We start from the raw sequence: 15,545 nt of genomic DNA, 5'->3' as shown, positions 1-15,545 counted from the left end.
AGGGTGTTTATGTATGCCAAACTTAGTCGTAAAACCAGATACCAACGCACAAAAAATCCATGATGTTACCCCGGAAAGCGCCGGATGGAAATATGTCGGCTTCGAGGTGTACCGTGTGCAGGAGGGCGAAAGCATTCAGGCCGACACCGGCGATAACGAAGCATGCCTCGTGCTGTTAAGCGGCAAAGCAGACATCCAGACCAGCAATGACTCCTTTGAAAACCTCGGCAAGCGCATGAGTGTTTTCGAAAAAATTCCGCCGTATTCGGTATACGTTCCGGCCAGGGACCGCTTTGAGGTAAAGGCGAATACAGATATTGAACTCGCCGTCTGTAAGGCACCGGCAACCGGAAAGTACAATGCCCGCCTGATCGGCCCGGAGGATGTAGGCACAGAAGACCGCGGCTCCGGCTCCATGTCCCGGAGAGTGCATAATATCCTTCCGGACTCTGAGGAAGCCGAGAGCGTGCTCGTGGTGGAGGTGTATACACCGGAAGGAAACTGGTCAAGCTATCCGCCGCACAAGCACGATACCGAAAACCTTCCACACGAGTCCTACCTGGAAGAAACGTATTTTCATAAAGTGGACCCGGAGGAAGGCGGATTCCTGATTCACCGCGTTTACGACGATCCGAGAGACCTTGATGAAACAATGGTCGTAAACAGCAACGATGTAGTGATGGTGCCTAAAGGCTACCATCCGGTGGCAGCTCCTGCAGGCTACCAGGCTTATTATTTGAACGTGATGGCCGGCCCGGTACGCCAGTGGAAATTCCATAATGACCCGGATCATGAATGGCTGCTGAAATAAACTTTTCCGCTTCCAGGCCTTCAAATGAAATTCATTTGGAGGCTTATTTTTGTACAAATTAGGATATATACTATACAACAAGAAGTTCCCGGAAAGGAGTGTTCAGATGGCTTTTCAAAAGCTCGCACGTACGATTTTAAAAGCTAACCGTGTGACTGGTGATGTAAAGGCAGCTAAAAACGGTTCCCTGGGGAAACGCCTCGCGCGCCGCTCTGCCAACCGTACAGCACGTAAATTCATTAACCGCCTTCTGCGCTAAAAAAAGTGGCTGCCGGATCATTGTTCCTGCAGCCACTTTCCTTTATTGTTTGTAAATGTATCAGTTTTTCCGTTATAAATTTCTGTGCCCCGCTGCCAGACCGAATGTATGCGGTGCGGAAAACGATGCCCTTCAAACAAGCTGTGTTTGTGGCGCATATGCATTGTTTCACGTGCTACTGTCGTTTCTTCGTAAAGGTCGACCAGCACGATGTCTGCATCCTTCCCTTTTTCCAGGCTCCCCTTTTGATGCAGTCCAAAACGGTACGCCGGCTGCTCTGCAGTCCACGCTGCTGCTTGTCCCCATGACAGATCATGCTTCGCTGTGAGCTCGAGTACACTTAACAGCGTGTATGGTCCGCTCGAAATACCTCCCCACGCCTGCCACAGCCCGCCTTCTTTCAACTCTTCCGGACACGGTGAATGATCGGAGGTCACCATATCTATCTCTCCCTGCTTCCATCTGGACACAAGCTCCTGTTGCACCGCGGCCTCCCGTAACGGTGGCGCGCATTTTGCTTCGGCTCCGCGCATTTGCAGTGCTTCGTGGTCAAACATCAGGTAATGGGCGCAGGTTTCGAGCGTAACGTCCTGCCCGGCTGCTTTTGCGCGCTGAATCACCTGGACCGCTTCAGCAGAGCTAATATGTACGAAGTGCAGCGGACAGCCTGTCTGCTTCGCAAAAACGAGAGCGCGCTGTACCGCTTCGAGTTCTGCTTCCACCGGCCTCGAAGCTAAATAGTCATCCGCTTCCGTTTGGCCCCGCTCCTCGAACTGCCTGCTGAGCGTACTCACTACCGGCTCGCTTTCTGCATGAAGACCGAGCATCCCTCCGTGTTCAGCAATCACCTGCATGCCCCGGAACAGTGTTTCATCATCCGCCCGTTCAAACTCCGGGTTGCCGCTCGGCGACATGAAGGCTTTAAATACACGTATGCCACGCGCCGCCATAGCCGGAATATGTTCTACTCCCCCGGGGACGAGGCCGCCCCAAAGCCCAAAGTCCAGGACGGATTTCTGCCGGCCGAGCGCTGCTTTTTCTTCGGCGTTTTCCGTTGTAATCGTAGAAGGAATACCGTTTAAGGGCATATCCATATACGTAGTGATACCGCCCGCTGCAAGCATCCGGGAGCCTGTTTCGAAGCCTTCCCAGTCCCGGCCGGGCTCACTGAAATGAACGTGAACATCTACCGCTCCCGGCATAACGAGCATCCCATCAGCGTCTACTACGCTTTGCGCTTTCTTTTCATCAGAAACGCCAAAGGCTGCTATTTTTCCATCTGTGACTGCCACGGTAGTTACTTCTGTACCGGTTGGGCGGACAACGATTCCATTTTTAATCAGCAGATCATACATTCTTTATGTGTCCTCCTATACTTCAGCCGTGGCTTTTGTATCTTTTTCCTGCATATAAAAGGACAGGGCTGCCTGCTGGGCAGTTCCGGGATTCACCTGGGCCCCGGCGTATAAAAGCACTGATTCCAGCGCTCCGAGCACGGCCAGCACATTTTCCTTCCGGCAGCTGTAGCCCATGGAACCGATGCGCCAGATTTTGCCGTGCAGTGGTCCGAAAGAGGACGCGATTTCAATCCCGAACTGTTCAAGCAGCATTTTGCGGACCTCATCTGCGTCAATGCCCTCTGGGACGTTAATGCAGGTGACAACCGGCAGCTTCGGTTCGCCTTCAACAAACAGCGACAGGCCCATTGCCTTTAAACCGGATGTCAGCGCTTCCTCATGGTAGCGGTGCCGGGCAAAACGGGCTTCAAGCCCTTCGTTGACGATCAGTCTCGAACCTTCATGAAGCGCATAAACCATCGACGTCGCTTCGGTATGATGATTCAAGCGGCGTGGACCCCAGTAGTCCTGCAGCTGGCTGAGATCAAAGTAATTACTCCGGATCATCGGTGCCTCCGGCTGCTTGTCTGCTTCAGTCGTAATTCCCCGCTCCACTTTTTTCCGATCCTGAAAGCGGCGCTCGAGGCGCTCATTGTACGTAAGCGGTGCCATCCCGGAGGGGACGCTGAAGCATTTCTGCGTCCCGCCGATGACCGCATCAAGACACCATTCATCTGTTTTGACCGGCACGCCGCCGATCGTCGCCACCGCATCCACTACAATGTAGATCCCGCGTGCCCGGCAGGCGTGCCCGATTTCTTTAAGCGGCTGAATGCAGCCGGTCGACGTTTCGCCGTGCACCATCGCAACAATATCCGGCTTCACACGGTCCATTTCCTCGATGACTTCTTCCGGGGAAAAGACCGTCCCCCATTCCTTTTCTAGCGTGTGGATCTCTGCGCCGTACCGTTCGGCGATCTCGGTTAAAAGATACCCGAACCGACCGTAAATAGGCACGAGCACCCGGTCCCCCGGGTGAATCGTACTCGCAAGCACTGCTTCAATACCTGAACGGGAGGTCCCGTCCACCGGAAAGGCCCATTCATTTTCAGTTTGAAAGATGTGGCGAAGAAGCTCCATCGTTTCATTCATAATACTCGTAAAGGCCGGATCAAACTGTCCGACTACCGGCGTGCTCATGGCACGGAGCACCCGGGGATCCGCCTCCACCGGGCCCGGTGTCATGATCGTGCGGAGCGGCGGCTGGATTTCCTGATGATAGCCCATATTTACTCTCCTTTCTAATACGCTAAACGAAACAGTGTTTCTTCAAGCACTTTGACTCCCTGTTCCAAGTCGCTGGACTTGGTGTATTCCTTCGGGGAATGGCTCACACCGGCTTCGCTTGGCACAAACAACAGTGCAGTCGGATAATAGCTGCCCATGACCTGGGCGTCGTGCCCGGCTCCGCTGATCATCAGCTGCGATGAAATATGCAGGCTTTCAGCAGCTTTGTGCATCGTTTCATATACATCTCTGCTCATTGGCACCGGCTCTACCTCCATCCAGCAATTTGAAGAAACGCTCATGTCGCACTGTGCAGCCTGCGCAGCGTACAGATTTTCGAGCTCCTGCTCGAATTCTTCGAGCAGCGCTTTGCTGTGATGACGGACATCCAGGCTGAAAACGACCTTAGACGCGATCACGTTCGGTACGTTTGGCGTAATTTCCATTTTGCCCACTGTGGCCACCATGCTTTCGTCCTTCCGCCTGGCCATCGCGGTGATATTTGTAATCAGCTCACTGGATAACACCACCGCATCCTTGCGTTCAGGCATGGGAGTGGTTCCGGCGTGATTGCTTTCTCCCTCCACGGTAATGTGATATCTGCGCTGTCCGACAATATCTGACACCACACCAACAGAAGCATTCGTCTTTTTCAATGTGCCTCCCTGCTCCACATGAAGCTCGATGAAGGAGTCAATGTCATCACGCTTGAGCGGAAGCGATGCCGCAGCTTCAAATTCGCATGCCCGCATCGCCTGGCCGATAGAGATACCGTCTGTATCCTTCAGGGTCTCTGTTTCACCCTCTGACAGCCTTCCGGTAATATGGCCCGAGCCCCAGAACGTGACCGGAAAACGACTTCCCTCTTCCTCACAGAATGATACGATTTCAATGCTCTGCTTCGGCCGCCCGTAAGTCTGCTTCAGCCTTTCTACGGCAAGCATTGCAGCAGCCACTCCATAAGCACCGTCATATATACCGCCATTTACGACAGAGTCAATGTGAGAGCCTGTCATAACGACCTTGTCCGTTTTTTCTGTCCCTTCAAAGCGTCCGAATACATTTCCGACGGCATCATACCGGGCTTCAAGACCCATTGCCCCCATTTTCTCCTTTATTGCTTCCTGCGCCTGCTGCCACGATTTATCATATAAAAGCCTCGTCACACCGCCGTCTTCTGTTTTTCCAAAGCCGGCAAGCCACTCCAGCAGCTGATCGATTTGGTCCTGAATTATGTTTGAAGAATGAACAGCCATACGGTCCCTCCTTTGCCTGGCTTTTAATCAGCTTCCCCGGTACGTTTGATAGCCGTAGGGGGATAACAGCAGCGGAAGGTGATAGGACGTTTCTTCCGCCGAAAGCGTGACGCGGAGGGCCACCGTTTCTAGAAAATGCGGTTCCTCCTTTGTCCATCCCTTCTGCCGGAGATACTCCCCTGTTTGAAATTCCACCTCGTACGCAGCTGTTTGAATATCATCTGCCTGCAGCAGCGGTTCATCCACCCGTCCATCTGCATTGGTGACCCGTTCTGATTCTTTAATTTTCCGGCTGCCATCCAGACGGTACAGCGTTAAAGCTATACCTTCGCCTGGATGGCCGGAAGCCAGATCAAGCACATGTGTTGTGAGTCCCATTTATACTTCTCCTTCAGGATCCAGATCTTCGCGGTGTACCGCAAAGCGCTGGAAGCCGTATGGACGGCGCGGCTCTGTGTATACTTTGCCGTCGCTTCCCGGAATATCTTCGACAACAGTATCCCACGTATGGTTCTGCGACTCGAACGAGACTTCCTGAAGCTGCGGGAACCGCTCAAGCACCCGGCGGCCGATATAATAGATCAGCTGTTGAATCGAGGCCGTCTGTGTTTCATGGAAAACGGCAGCTGCAATATCCTTCACCTGCTCAGCAGCTACGTAGCCTTCCCCGCCCTGTCCGAAGGCAGTATGTGGCGTTTCATATGTCCAGCCGATATTTAAATAAATAAACAACGGGCGGTTGGAGTCCTCCGGCAGCGTCGTGTATTCATCCCGGATAAAGCCGACAAATGAATTGTCCACTACCTTCACGAGCTGGACGTCCTTTACGTAGCTCTCCTGCTCAATAATTTGCGGAGCCCCGTATGAAGTCCGTCCTACTTTTACCATCGCTGCAGGTTTTTCGTTATGAGATTTTTTAAAAACTACACCGCTTTTGTATCCTGTATCGTCTACATTCACTTTTTCAAAAGGAAGATGATCAGCGTATACTTCCGCGGTTTCAACATGATCATATTTTTCGAGAAACGCTTCCCCGACATAAGCAAGGAACCCTTCCACCGTCGCACCTTCATAGCTTCCCAGATGGCGCTGGATAAAGTTTTTCATGGAGTCTGTTGCCACCACCATACTGTTGTCGCCTTCGGTGAAGCTCGGCAGAAAGGCTTCCCCGGTAATATTAACGGACACATTCAAACCAAAGATCGTATTATTGGTGCCCTCGTACGGAGACTCCGGTATTGGCGTAATATCTGTAAATGGAATGGAAAAGGTTCGGTAGGCAAACACATCGCCTTTGCCATAGCTCATTGTTCTCCGTTTTTTACTGCTTGTCCTTGTCACTGTCTGGGACATGCGGGCCGGCTCTGCCGCGAGTGCTGCAGAAGCTTCATGCTCTCCGCCTGCGGCACTATTGTCTGTTTCCACACTTTCGTTTGATGCAGCCCCCGTTTCCGGCTGCTCCTCTTCAATGATGGCCTCAAGCCGCAGAAAAGCTATGCGGTGAATTTCCCGGAGAGCCTGGCGCTCTTCCTCCTCCTGGGTATGGTCCATACGTGTTTGTACTGCCTGTAAAATATCCTCTGCCGTCTTTCCTCTTACCGCCATAATAAACGGCATGCCAAATTTGTCCTGGTAACGCTCGTTCCAAATACGCAGCTCTTCCTGCTGCTCTTCTTCCATCTCCGTTAAACCAGCACTTTCCTGTTCGGCAGTGGATGCCCCGCTCATCGGCTTCTTTTCCCCGAGAGAAGGATGCGCCTGGATCAACGCGCGCCGGTTCTCTTCCCCGGATGTCATAACTACGCCTGCCATCCGCTGATGCAGATCTTCAACAGATTCCATCGGCCTCACCGGTTCAACTGCCTCTGCCACCCACGGAGAATTTTCATACACCCCTCCGAAAGTGTCGATAAATTCCCGGCGGGATAATTGGTTTACTTGTTCAATAGTCAGCATGCACTACTCCTCCTTCAAGCTTTGCTTTGTTTTTCTCCATTATATACATGTTCCCCCTTCCACCGTGTGTTAAATAGGAGATTGATGAAAATTGCGGCTAAACTACCAGTGATAATACCGTCTCCGAAGATGATGGCAAGCCCTTCCGGAAGGCTTGAAAACAGCTCGGGCACTACTGTGGCGCCCAGCGCAAGAGATACGGAGCAGGCCACCACCAGCTGGTTCGACTGTTCATTAAAATCGACCTCGCGAAGCATCTGCAGACCCGCCACGACGACCATTCCAAACATGACGACAGTCGCTCCGCCAAGCACCGGCGTTGGAATTATGACCACCAGGGCAGCAACCTTTGGAATCAGTCCCAGGACGATCAGGGTCATAGCTGCAGAGAAAATAACGTTTCTCGTTTTTACCTTTGACAGCTCGAGCAGACCTACATTCTGGGCAAATGTACTGTAGGGAAAAGCGTTGAACAAGCCGCCGATAATGACTGCGAGCCCTTCGGAACGGTAGCCTCGGACCAGATCGTCTTCGTTTAGTTCACGATCCGTAATACGGGCAACTGCGTAGTAGGCCCCTGTCGTTTCAACGACGATCACACTGCACACGATAACCATCGTGATAATCGGCCCAATTTCAAATGTTGGCATGCCGAAGTACAGCGGCTGTGGAAACTGGAACCACGAGGCTTCCATCACTTCTCCGAAGGAGACCTGTCCCATCACTGCTGCGGCTATCGTGCCGCCGGCAATACCGATCAGAACAGCGAGCGACCTCATAAACCCGGTGAACATCCGGAATAGAAGGATTATTACGGCAAGTACGCCGACAGATAAAAGCAGATTGAAAAGAGAACCGAAATTTTCGCTTCCTTCTCCGCCGGCCATGTTTTTAATACCAGTAGGAATAAGCGACAGCCCGATAATCGTTACGACAGTGCCTCGCACAATCGGCGGGAACAGCTTTTGTAATTTTCCAAAAAATCTGGCAAAGATAACAACAAACAGTCCCGCCACAAGAATCGAACCGTAAATAGCTGTTATGCCGTAATTGGTGCCAATACTGATCATCGGTGTCACTGCTACAAATGATACCCCAAGCATGACAGGTAGTCCGATGCCGATATGTTTTCCTCTCCACAGCTGCAGCAGAGTTGCCACACCGCAGGAAAGCAGGTCAATTGCCACTAAGTATGCCAGCTGTTCTGCTGAAAGCTCCAGCGCGCGTCCTACGATAAGCGGAACGAGTATCGCTCCGGCGTACATTGCAAGTACGTGCTGAAGTCCCAATGAAAAAGTCCGAAGCCCGTTGGTTCCGTTAGCCATGATTAGGTGTTCCTCCTTTTATTATTACCTTACTATTCATCTTATAGGAGGCCCGGACTCGTTTCATTAGATATTCTATATAAATTTATCAAAATATTTTAGCTACTTTATCTATAATTCTTAAGAAAGCGAAGGGCTCTGCGCAGATTATCTTACATCATTCCGAGGAAAGGACGTTCTGCACCCGCAGCGCCAGGCGCAGCCGCATCGTCGTTTCGGGATTTTTCAGGGAAACCCCTAAGCGCTCCTCGCATTTTTCCAGGCGGTAGAGCACCGTATTGCGGTGAATGTAAAGCCGTTTTGCCGTATCAGCCACATGGCAGTGCGACTCCAGGTAGACGGATAACGTCTGCACAAGCCCCTGGTCCTCCTGGCCCCCCTCCGTTAGTTCCTGCAGGACTGAGTGGCTGAACGAGGCCAGCTCTTCGGTGGGCAGCAGCCGGAGAAGCTGGGCGATATCCTTTGTATAATAGGAGCGGATGAAGCCGCGCTCACCGGTGAGCTGGCTGTTGTAAAGGGTGTTTTCCGCCTCTTTGTAGGAAGCCGGGGTGTCAAGAAACGTCCTCGCCGCATTTCCGAGGCCAAAGGATATCGAGCGGTCAAAAAACAGGCGAATCCCCTCCTGCAGCTGCCGCAGGGCTTCCACTGAATCTTCATCAGCGTCTGCATGCAGCTGCTCCGCTTCCCACAAAATAATACACTGCCGCTCTTTTTTAAAAAACCAGGCCGGGGAACGCCATTTGTCCAACTCGCCTTCAATGTATTCATACATGTGGTCCATTTCCCGCTGCTGCTGGGTATAGGTGACCGGAAGGCGGGGCTCGGGGTCAAGCATACCGACGGCGCAGCCGTAATTACGGTTATTTGGCAGCCCCATCTCCTCCGCCCGGTTTCGCGCTTCTTCATCGGACGAATAGCCTCCGTTAATGAAATTTTGAAAAAATTCGTCACGGGCTCTTCGTTCATATTGAGCGATGGCACTCTGCTTCATTCGTTCGAATCCGATCACGTTCACAGCCTGGTCGATGATCAGCACGAGCCCGTTGTCATAAATCAGAATTTCGCCGCCAATTACGAGACACCCGCTGCGTGTTTCATGCGTCCGTACCGGAAACAATGTGTACGTCTGCCCTGTTTCCCACACGCAGAAGCTGCTGTATGTACTGCCGCTTAAAAATAAATCCCGTTTTGCCCTACGGTGCGCTTCAAGTACTCCCTGCGCTTTCTCCATTCCTTCGCCTGCATAGATCGGACGGTCATAGGCATCCAGCAGCAGAACCGGAAAGCCGATGTAGTCGCACACTTCTTCAAGGAGCGCTGTCAGGCCTTTTCCATGCATTACATGATCGGTCAGCCGCTGGTGGATGTTTAACGCTTCGCGCAGCTCTCTTGTCCGTACCGAAAGCATGTCGTTGAGCATATCGTTGACCATTGCTCCAAGACCGATATCTTCCGGGAGGGCAATAATAGGAAACTGCAGCTCGTCTGCTTTTTCGAGAACGTTCTCCGGAACCTCCTGGAGAAAACGCCCGATTTTCAGCCCAATGCCGGCACATCCTACAGCGTCCATCCGCTCGATGAGTATACTCAATTCCTCAGGACGATCTTTATAATGATAGCCGGTCGTTACCAGCAGATCATCCTCCTGCAGATAATCAACAATATCCGGCGCATCCATCATGTTCACCTGCCGGATTTCCCGGATGTCCCCGTCTTTTCCGGCAAGCAGTGTTGCATCTTTCCAAACCGGGCGCTGCAGCGTTTCTCCTATGTTCACCGTTTCTGCCTCCTTGTGATACATATCCAATCATTTCTGAAACGATTGGTTAATTTAACTTTTACTGTAGCAGAAAACGCCCTCCACCCGCCAGGGGAAATCCCAGCTACCGCAAAAAAGCCACCGTCCCCGGCAGCCTTTTTGATTATCTTTTAACGATACCGTACAAAAACAAATCATAAAAATGCGTCTGGTATTCTTCAAGCGTCATGCCCCCCGGCACGTCCTCCCCCTGCTGAATCCGGAAGGCCACCATCTGCCGGAGCGAGATGGCATACGACATGAAAAAATCAATATTAATATTTTCCCGGAGTATTCCCTGCGTCTTTGCCAGCTCCACCAGCTCCCGGAATACCGGCATGACTATCTTTTCGCCCCGGCTGCTGTAATCGGCCAGTACATGCGGATAATCCTGCATTAATTCTGTGAGAAAGCTTGATTGAAAAAATGATTCGTATTCCTTCATATCAAATATTTTCAAAAGCATTTCTTCGGTCATCCCATGCTTTCTGCTTTGCCCGATCAGTTCTTCCATTTTTTCTTTGGACTCCTGCATCACGCCGTCGAGCATTTCGCTTAAAATGCCTTCTTTGTCTGTAAAGTATTTATAAAATGTGGCCTTGCTTGCACTTGCTTCCGCGCACAGCTGTTCGATGGTGACCGCTTTTATCCCTTCCTGCAGAAACAGGCGGTGCGCAGTTTCGACCAGATCTTTCTTTTTTCTTGTTGTTCGTCGTTTTTTATTGTGCGCCACTGCTGCTTCCCCATTTCTATCCTTACTTTAAAGGATTAAGTCTCTTTTTCTAATCGTATACATTCCGATTGCTGTAAAAGCGGCAAATACTGCCAGAAGAATAACTGTCGACCAGCCTGTCCATTCCTCTGCAGGCACGCCCGGAATCTGCGCGTATGGTGAAATGTCACTCACCCAGTCTGGCAGCTGAAGCAGCGGCCCAATAAGCCCGATCAGGGTAAACGCCGTATACACAAGCCAGACGAGCGACATCGCCCTGGGCCACAGGCCCATTAATAAAGCCGCCAACCCAATAAACACCCAGACAGCCGGCGTCTGTGCGATGGCAGAGAAAAACACCTTCCATGCCCCTTCCACGCTGTCCGTGTAGTAGCCGTAAAGCGCTCCGGCGCCGATGCCGCTGATCACAAGCAGCATGAAGCTTCCCACGCAGGAAATCAGGAGATAATCAAGCATCCACCGCGGACGCGGTACAGACTGTACCAGCAAAATCTCTCCCCGGCCGCTCTTTTCCTCCCGGATCATTTTGGTCATCACCTGCAGCGCATAGCCAGCCGCGAGCATGGCAAGAAAGGCCATATACGTGGCAAATAACGATTCTGCAAGCGTGGCTCCTTCGGCCTGTACGAGAAAATCTTCCCCGATTGGATTATCCGCAAAAAAGTCCGCAGCTTCTTCACTGATGGCTCCCATCGCCATACCGTACAGGGCCGCGCCCGCTGCCCAGCTCAGAAAAACCCATCGAAATAAAAAGCTCTGCAGACCAAGCAGGTGAGTCAAACTGCTGCCGGCCCGGGCTTTACCGCCCTGAACCCTCAGCACCCCGGCCCCGTCATCCCGGCGGTAGTCTACATAAATAGCTGCCACGGCGAGTAGTATAATACCCCCGGCAAACAGACCGAGCGGCCACCAGCGCTCATCCACAAAGGCGCGCATCGCCTGGCCCCATCCAATCGGAGACAGCCACCGCCATACATCCACGGCAGCCACATCGCCGACGGCCCGGAATAAAAATGCCAGGCCAAGCAGCGCAGAGCTGATGCCGGATGCCGCTCCGGCGCTTTCGCTCACCTGAGCCATCAACAGGCTGATGGCGCCAAACATGATCCCGACGCCGGCGACCCCGAGTCCAAAGACCAAGGCCCCTGCCCAGCTGAGCCCCTCTATCGTATAGGGCATGCCGACAATAATAATGATGGCGACGAAAAGATTCGCGAGCACCATCAGCAAAAAAGCAGCTGTGGACATACTAACCCGGCCGACAACTCCTGCTTTCACAAGCTCCGATAGTCCGCTTTCCTCTTCTGCTCTTGTATTGCGAACGATCATGAAGATGCTCATAAACGCAGCAGCGACCGCCACGTATAAAAACATCTCATTCGTAATCATCGCTCCGAACGTATAGTTTTCAAGCCCATAGCCGGGTCCTGCCATCGCCCGGAGCGCCGGACTTTCCAGAAGCAGAGCCCTTCCCTGCCGGTCTTCCTGCGTCGGATACGTTTCCGGAAAGCTCAGAATACTGAGCAGAAACAGCACTGAAATCGAAGCGATCCAAATGGGCAGCCGCACTCTTTCTTTCCGGAGCATGACCCAAAACAGCCTGCCCGTTCCTGTGAACATGGACGTGTTCATCCTGCTTCCCCTGCCTTCGATTCATAATGGCGAAGAAAAATTTCTTCGAGCGTCGGCGGCCTGGATTCCAGTGAAACCACCTCCGCTGCCGCGAGTTCCTGCATGACCGGTGCCAGTCCTTTTGCATCCACATAAAAGTGCACCTTCGACTCGTCTGCCTTCCACTGGTGAACGTCACTCCGTTCCGCTAAAGAAGCGACCGTCTGCTTCGTTTCTGCCGTAATGGAAATACGGGTTAAATGCCGAAGCTCCTCAAGCGTTCCGGATTCAATAATTTTTCCTTCTTTAATGATGCTCACCCGGTCACACAGCTCCTCCACCTCTGCCAGTATGTGGCTCGAAAGAAGCACAGCCTTTCCTTCCTGCTGCAGCTCCCGCACGCACTCCCGGAAGATGGAAGCCATTAACGGATCCAGACCCGAAGTCGGTTCGTCAAAAATATACAGATCCGCCTCCGAGGCGAACGCCGTAATGAGTGCCAGCTTCTGCCGGTTTCCCTTCGAATACGTTTTGCTTTTTTTTCTCGGATCGAGCTGAAAACGTTCAATCAGCTGCTGGCGTTTCTCTTCATTAAAATCACCATGCAGCTTCCCAAGAACATCAATCACCTGGCCGCCGGTTAAATTCGGCCAGACGTTCACATCACCCGGTACGTAAGCCACCCGTTTATGAATATCTACTGCCTCAGTCCACGCATCTTTGCCAAACAGCTTCACTTCACCGCCGCTTTTTTTCAGCAGACCGAGCATCACCCGGATCGTTGTAGACTTTCCGGATCCGTTCGGACCGAGAAACCCTACCGTTTCTCCCTGGTGGATCATCAAATCCACATGCTCAAGCGCCGCATGCTTTCCAAAATATTTTGACACACCCTCTAATTTCACCAGTTCATTCACGTCTGCACCCCCTTAAATTGAACTTTTTTATTATTATCGTTTAAACTATTTTACAATATTCGTTCAATTAAGTCACGATTTATTTTCTCTGCCACTGCCCCTGAAGACTACGTTTGCAGCTTTTTGGGTATGTGTAACAAAGATCTGAAATTGGAGGCAGTATGTATGATGACTTTACGACTCGGATACGTATCCCAGGCTCTCGCTCTCTGGAATGCTTCTCCGGGCAAAACAATGACACTAACGCGTTGGCAGAAAATGGACCAGGACAGCCGCGAGGATAAGCTGCACGAGGTCACCCGTTTGAATCTGGAGCATACGATCCGGATGCTTCATTACAATATCGCCCACGACATTCCCCTGTACCGTTTTTCTTCCTCGCTTGCGCCGCTCGCCACTCATGACGACGCCGCATGGGATTACATAACGCCTTTTGCGGATTTATACAGGGAAATCGGCAGACTCGTGCGGAAAAACAATATCCGCCCGAGCTTTCACCCGAACCAGTTTACGTTATTTACAAGCGACAAGCCGAATGTCACCGCCAATGCCGTGCAGGACATGGAGTATCATTACCATATGCTTGAAGCCATGGGACTTGAACAATGGGCATGGATCAACCTGCATGTCGGAGGAGCCTACGGGGATAAAAATGCAGCGGTGGCACGGTTTCACAAAAACCTTCAGCAGCTGCCCGAAAAAATCAAGGCACGGATGACACTGGAAAATGATGATAAAACGTACACAGCAGGCGACGTGCTCGCTGTCTGTGAACAGGAAAAAATTCCAATGATGTTTGATTATCATCACTTCGAGGCCAACCATTCCGGGGAGGAACGTCTGGAGGAGCTGCTGCCACGTTTTATCGATACGTGGGCACATACCGATAGCCGACCGAAAATCCATCTTTCCTCACCGAAATCATCCGAGGCCTTCCGCAGCCATGCCGACTACGTGGATCCGGAGTTCAATCTTCCGTTTCTTCAAGCCTTAAAGCAAATCGGCGAGCCCATTGATGGCATGATTGAAGCAAAGCAGAAGGACTACGCACTTCTGCAGCTCGTCGAAGACCTCGCTTCGCGACGGAACGTGACCCGGACCGGCGGTGCAGAGCTCCAGTGGAAATGAGCAGCCATAAAAAAAGAGCCTGAAGCCAGGCTCTTTTCTACCATTCCAATATGATTTTTCCGATGTTTTTATTGTCCTGCATATGACGGTGCGCATCTGCAACCTGTTCAAATGAAAAAACTGTGTCTACGATAGGACGGATGGAGCCGTCTTCAAGATGCGGCATTGCGTGCTTCACAAAATCCCTGCTCAGCTCGGCTTTATACTCATCGCTCCGCGGTGTAAGAAGCGTACCGGTCAGCTGCACGCGCTTCATCAGCAGCTTCATCAGGTTCACATTCGGCACGTTCGCCCCGCCAAGCACGCCAATTAAAACCCAGCGCCCATCGGTTTGAATGCTTTTCAGGTTCTGTTCCCAGTAGGAGGCCCCGACAAAATCCAAAATCACATTTACACCTTTATTATCGGTAGCCGCAAGTACCTCTTCCTCAAAATTCTGCTCTTTATAGTTGATGCGTACTTCTGCGCCGAGCTTTTGAGTAAATTCCAGCTTTTCCGCTGATCCGGCGGTAGTAAAGATGCGGGCCGACGAAAGCTGGCTTGCAAGCTGAATGGCCGCCGTGCCTACACCGCTTCCCCCGGCATGGATCAGAACGGATTCATGCTGGTTCAGGTGCCCGATCCAATAAAGCGTCTGGTAGGCCGTTAAGAATACCTCCGGCACGGCTGCTGCCTGGGCATATGTGAACGCATCGGGTATCCGCATCACCCGGTCGGCCCGCATGACGGCGTATTCTGCGTAGCCGCCGCCATTCACAAGCCCCATCACCCGGTCCCCCGGTGAAAACGGGTTCTCAATACCTGCTTCTTCCACCACACCAGCCACTTCAATGCCGAGCACCGGGTTTTCGATATATCCGGCCTTGCCCTCCCGGTTTAAAATGTCGGTCCGGTTCACGGCTGCTGCTTTTACCCTGATCAGCACCTCATCCATCTCCGGCTTTGGAGCCTCACGATCCTGAATTTGCAGTACCTCCGGTCCGCCGGTTTCTGTGGTAATTACTGCTTTCATTGCTATCACTCGCTTCCCTTTATCTTTCGTTTCCAGTATTCGCTTCCTTAAAGCACGTGTCAACTCGTACATTTATCTGCCATCGTCACAGCTGTTTATTACCCGGGAAATAGCT

General features: G+C 51.9%; 14 protein-coding genes. 3 read left to right on the top strand and 11 right to left on the bottom strand.

What is annotated here, in order from left to right; translation table 11 throughout:
• Window positions 1–13: 13 nt before the first annotated feature.
• Window positions 14–811: a 5-deoxy-glucuronate isomerase gene (iolB, locus tag Q9M42_RS05425; protein ID WP_322525502.1), complete on the top strand. Its 798-nt coding sequence runs from the start codon at window positions 14–16 to the stop codon at window positions 809–811.
• Window positions 812–917: 106 nt separating this feature from the next.
• On the top strand, window positions 918–1,070 hold the full coding sequence (locus Q9M42_RS05420; protein WP_322525501.1) for a hypothetical protein: 153 nt from the start codon (window positions 918–920) through the stop codon (window positions 1,068–1,070).
• A gap of 17 nt (window positions 1,071–1,087) precedes the next feature.
• On the opposite strand, the gene allB is transcribed toward Q9M42_RS05420, so the two are convergent.
• The 10 genes from allB to Q9M42_RS05370 all read right to left on the bottom strand — a co-directional run bounded on the left by allB (window position 1,088) and on the right by Q9M42_RS05370 (window position 13,290).
• Window positions 1,088–2,425 carry an allantoinase AllB gene (gene allB, locus Q9M42_RS05415; RefSeq protein WP_322525500.1) on the bottom strand — a complete coding sequence of 446 codons (1,338 nt, stop codon included), beginning with the start codon at window positions 2,423–2,425 and terminating at the stop codon, window positions 1,088–1,090.
• Between the two features lie 15 nt (window positions 2,426–2,440).
• Entirely contained in the window at window positions 2,441–3,694 is a 1,254-nt protein-coding gene (locus Q9M42_RS05410; RefSeq protein ID WP_322525499.1) for a pyridoxal-phosphate-dependent aminotransferase family protein, read from the bottom strand.
• 14 nt (window positions 3,695–3,708) lie between these two features.
• A complete protein-coding gene (allC, locus tag Q9M42_RS05405) occupies window positions 3,709–4,950 on the bottom strand; it encodes an allantoate deiminase (RefSeq protein WP_322525498.1) in 1,242 nt (413 codons plus the stop codon).
• Window positions 4,951–4,977: 27 nt separating this feature from the next.
• Window positions 4,978–5,328: a hydroxyisourate hydrolase gene (gene uraH, locus Q9M42_RS05400; RefSeq protein ID WP_322525497.1), complete on the bottom strand. Its 351-nt coding sequence runs from the start codon at window positions 5,326–5,328 to the stop codon at window positions 4,978–4,980.
• Entirely contained in the window at window positions 5,329–6,906 is a 1,578-nt protein-coding gene (pucL, locus tag Q9M42_RS05395; RefSeq protein WP_322525496.1) for a factor-independent urate hydroxylase, read from the bottom strand.
• A 14-nt stretch (window positions 6,907–6,920) separates the two neighbouring features.
• Entirely contained in the window at window positions 6,921–8,231 is a 1,311-nt protein-coding gene (locus tag Q9M42_RS05390; RefSeq protein WP_322525495.1) for a nucleobase:cation symporter-2 family protein, read from the bottom strand.
• Window positions 8,232–8,388: 157 nt separating this feature from the next.
• Entirely contained in the window at window positions 8,389–10,008 is a 1,620-nt protein-coding gene (locus Q9M42_RS05385) for a PucR family transcriptional regulator (RefSeq protein WP_322525494.1), read from the bottom strand.
• A 145-nt stretch (window positions 10,009–10,153) separates the two neighbouring features.
• Window positions 10,154–10,762, bottom strand: coding sequence for a TetR/AcrR family transcriptional regulator (locus Q9M42_RS05380; RefSeq protein WP_322525493.1), 609 nt, complete (start codon window positions 10,760–10,762; stop codon window positions 10,154–10,156).
• A 27-nt stretch (window positions 10,763–10,789) separates the two neighbouring features.
• The gene (locus Q9M42_RS05375; protein ID WP_322525492.1) at window positions 10,790–12,394 is read right to left on the bottom strand and encodes an ABC transporter permease; all 1,605 of its coding nucleotides are present in this window, start codon (window positions 12,392–12,394) and stop codon (window positions 10,790–10,792) included.
• The gene (locus Q9M42_RS05370; RefSeq protein WP_322525491.1) at window positions 12,391–13,290 is read right to left on the bottom strand and encodes an ABC transporter ATP-binding protein; all 900 of its coding nucleotides are present in this window, start codon (window positions 13,288–13,290) and stop codon (window positions 12,391–12,393) included. The genes Q9M42_RS05375 and Q9M42_RS05370 overlap by 4 nt, the downstream gene beginning before the upstream one ends.
• A gap of 168 nt (window positions 13,291–13,458) precedes the next feature.
• Here Q9M42_RS05370 and uvsE point away from each other — a divergent pair, with 168 nt between their 5' ends.
• Complete coding sequence (gene uvsE, locus Q9M42_RS05365; protein ID WP_322525638.1) at window positions 13,459–14,418, top strand: UV DNA damage repair endonuclease UvsE; 960 nt, start codon at window positions 13,459–13,461, stop codon at window positions 14,416–14,418.
• Between the two features lie 37 nt (window positions 14,419–14,455).
• Here the strand turns inward: uvsE and Q9M42_RS05360 are convergent, their stop codons facing one another.
• On the bottom strand, window positions 14,456–15,430 hold the full coding sequence (locus Q9M42_RS05360) for an NAD(P)H-quinone oxidoreductase (RefSeq protein WP_322525490.1): 975 nt from the start codon (window positions 15,428–15,430) through the stop codon (window positions 14,456–14,458).
• Between the last annotated feature and the right edge of the window lie 115 nt (window positions 15,431–15,545).

The organism is Marinococcus luteus, from assembly GCF_034497705.1.
Taxonomy (GTDB): Bacteria; Bacillota; Bacilli; order Bacillales; family Marinococcaceae; genus Marinococcus; species Marinococcus luteus_A.
This window is presented reverse-complemented; position numbering and strand designations above follow the sequence as displayed.

Coding starts and splice junctions, on each gene's coding strand:
- allC (WP_322525498.1), bottom strand. CDS start 4,950: ATGGCTGTTCATTCTTCAAACATAATTCAGGACCAAATCGATCAGCTG.
- uraH (WP_322525497.1), bottom strand. CDS start 5,328: ATGGGACTCACAACACATGTGCTTGATCTGGCTTCCGGCCATCCAGGC.
- Q9M42_RS05420 (WP_322525501.1), top strand. CDS start 918: ATGGCTTTTCAAAAGCTCGCACGTACGATTTTAAAAGCTAACCGTGTG.
- iolB (WP_322525502.1), top strand. CDS start 14: ATGCCAAACTTAGTCGTAAAACCAGATACCAACGCACAAAAAATCCAT.
- Q9M42_RS05390 (WP_322525495.1), bottom strand. CDS start 8,231: ATGGCTAACGGAACCAACGGGCTTCGGACTTTTTCATTGGGACTTCAG.
- Q9M42_RS05375 (WP_322525492.1), bottom strand. CDS start 12,394: ATGAACACGTCCATGTTCACAGGAACGGGCAGGCTGTTTTGGGTCATG.
- allB (WP_322525500.1), bottom strand. CDS start 2,425: ATGTATGATCTGCTGATTAAAAATGGAATCGTTGTCCGCCCAACCGGT.
- Q9M42_RS05360 (WP_322525490.1), bottom strand. CDS start 15,430: ATGAAAGCAGTAATTACCACAGAAACCGGCGGACCGGAGGTACTGCAA.
- uvsE (WP_322525638.1), top strand. CDS start 13,459: ATGACTTTACGACTCGGATACGTATCCCAGGCTCTCGCTCTCTGGAAT.
- Q9M42_RS05410 (WP_322525499.1), bottom strand. CDS start 3,694: ATGGGCTATCATCAGGAAATCCAGCCGCCGCTCCGCACGATCATGACA.
- pucL (WP_322525496.1), bottom strand. CDS start 6,906: ATGCTGACTATTGAACAAGTAAACCAATTATCCCGCCGGGAATTTATC.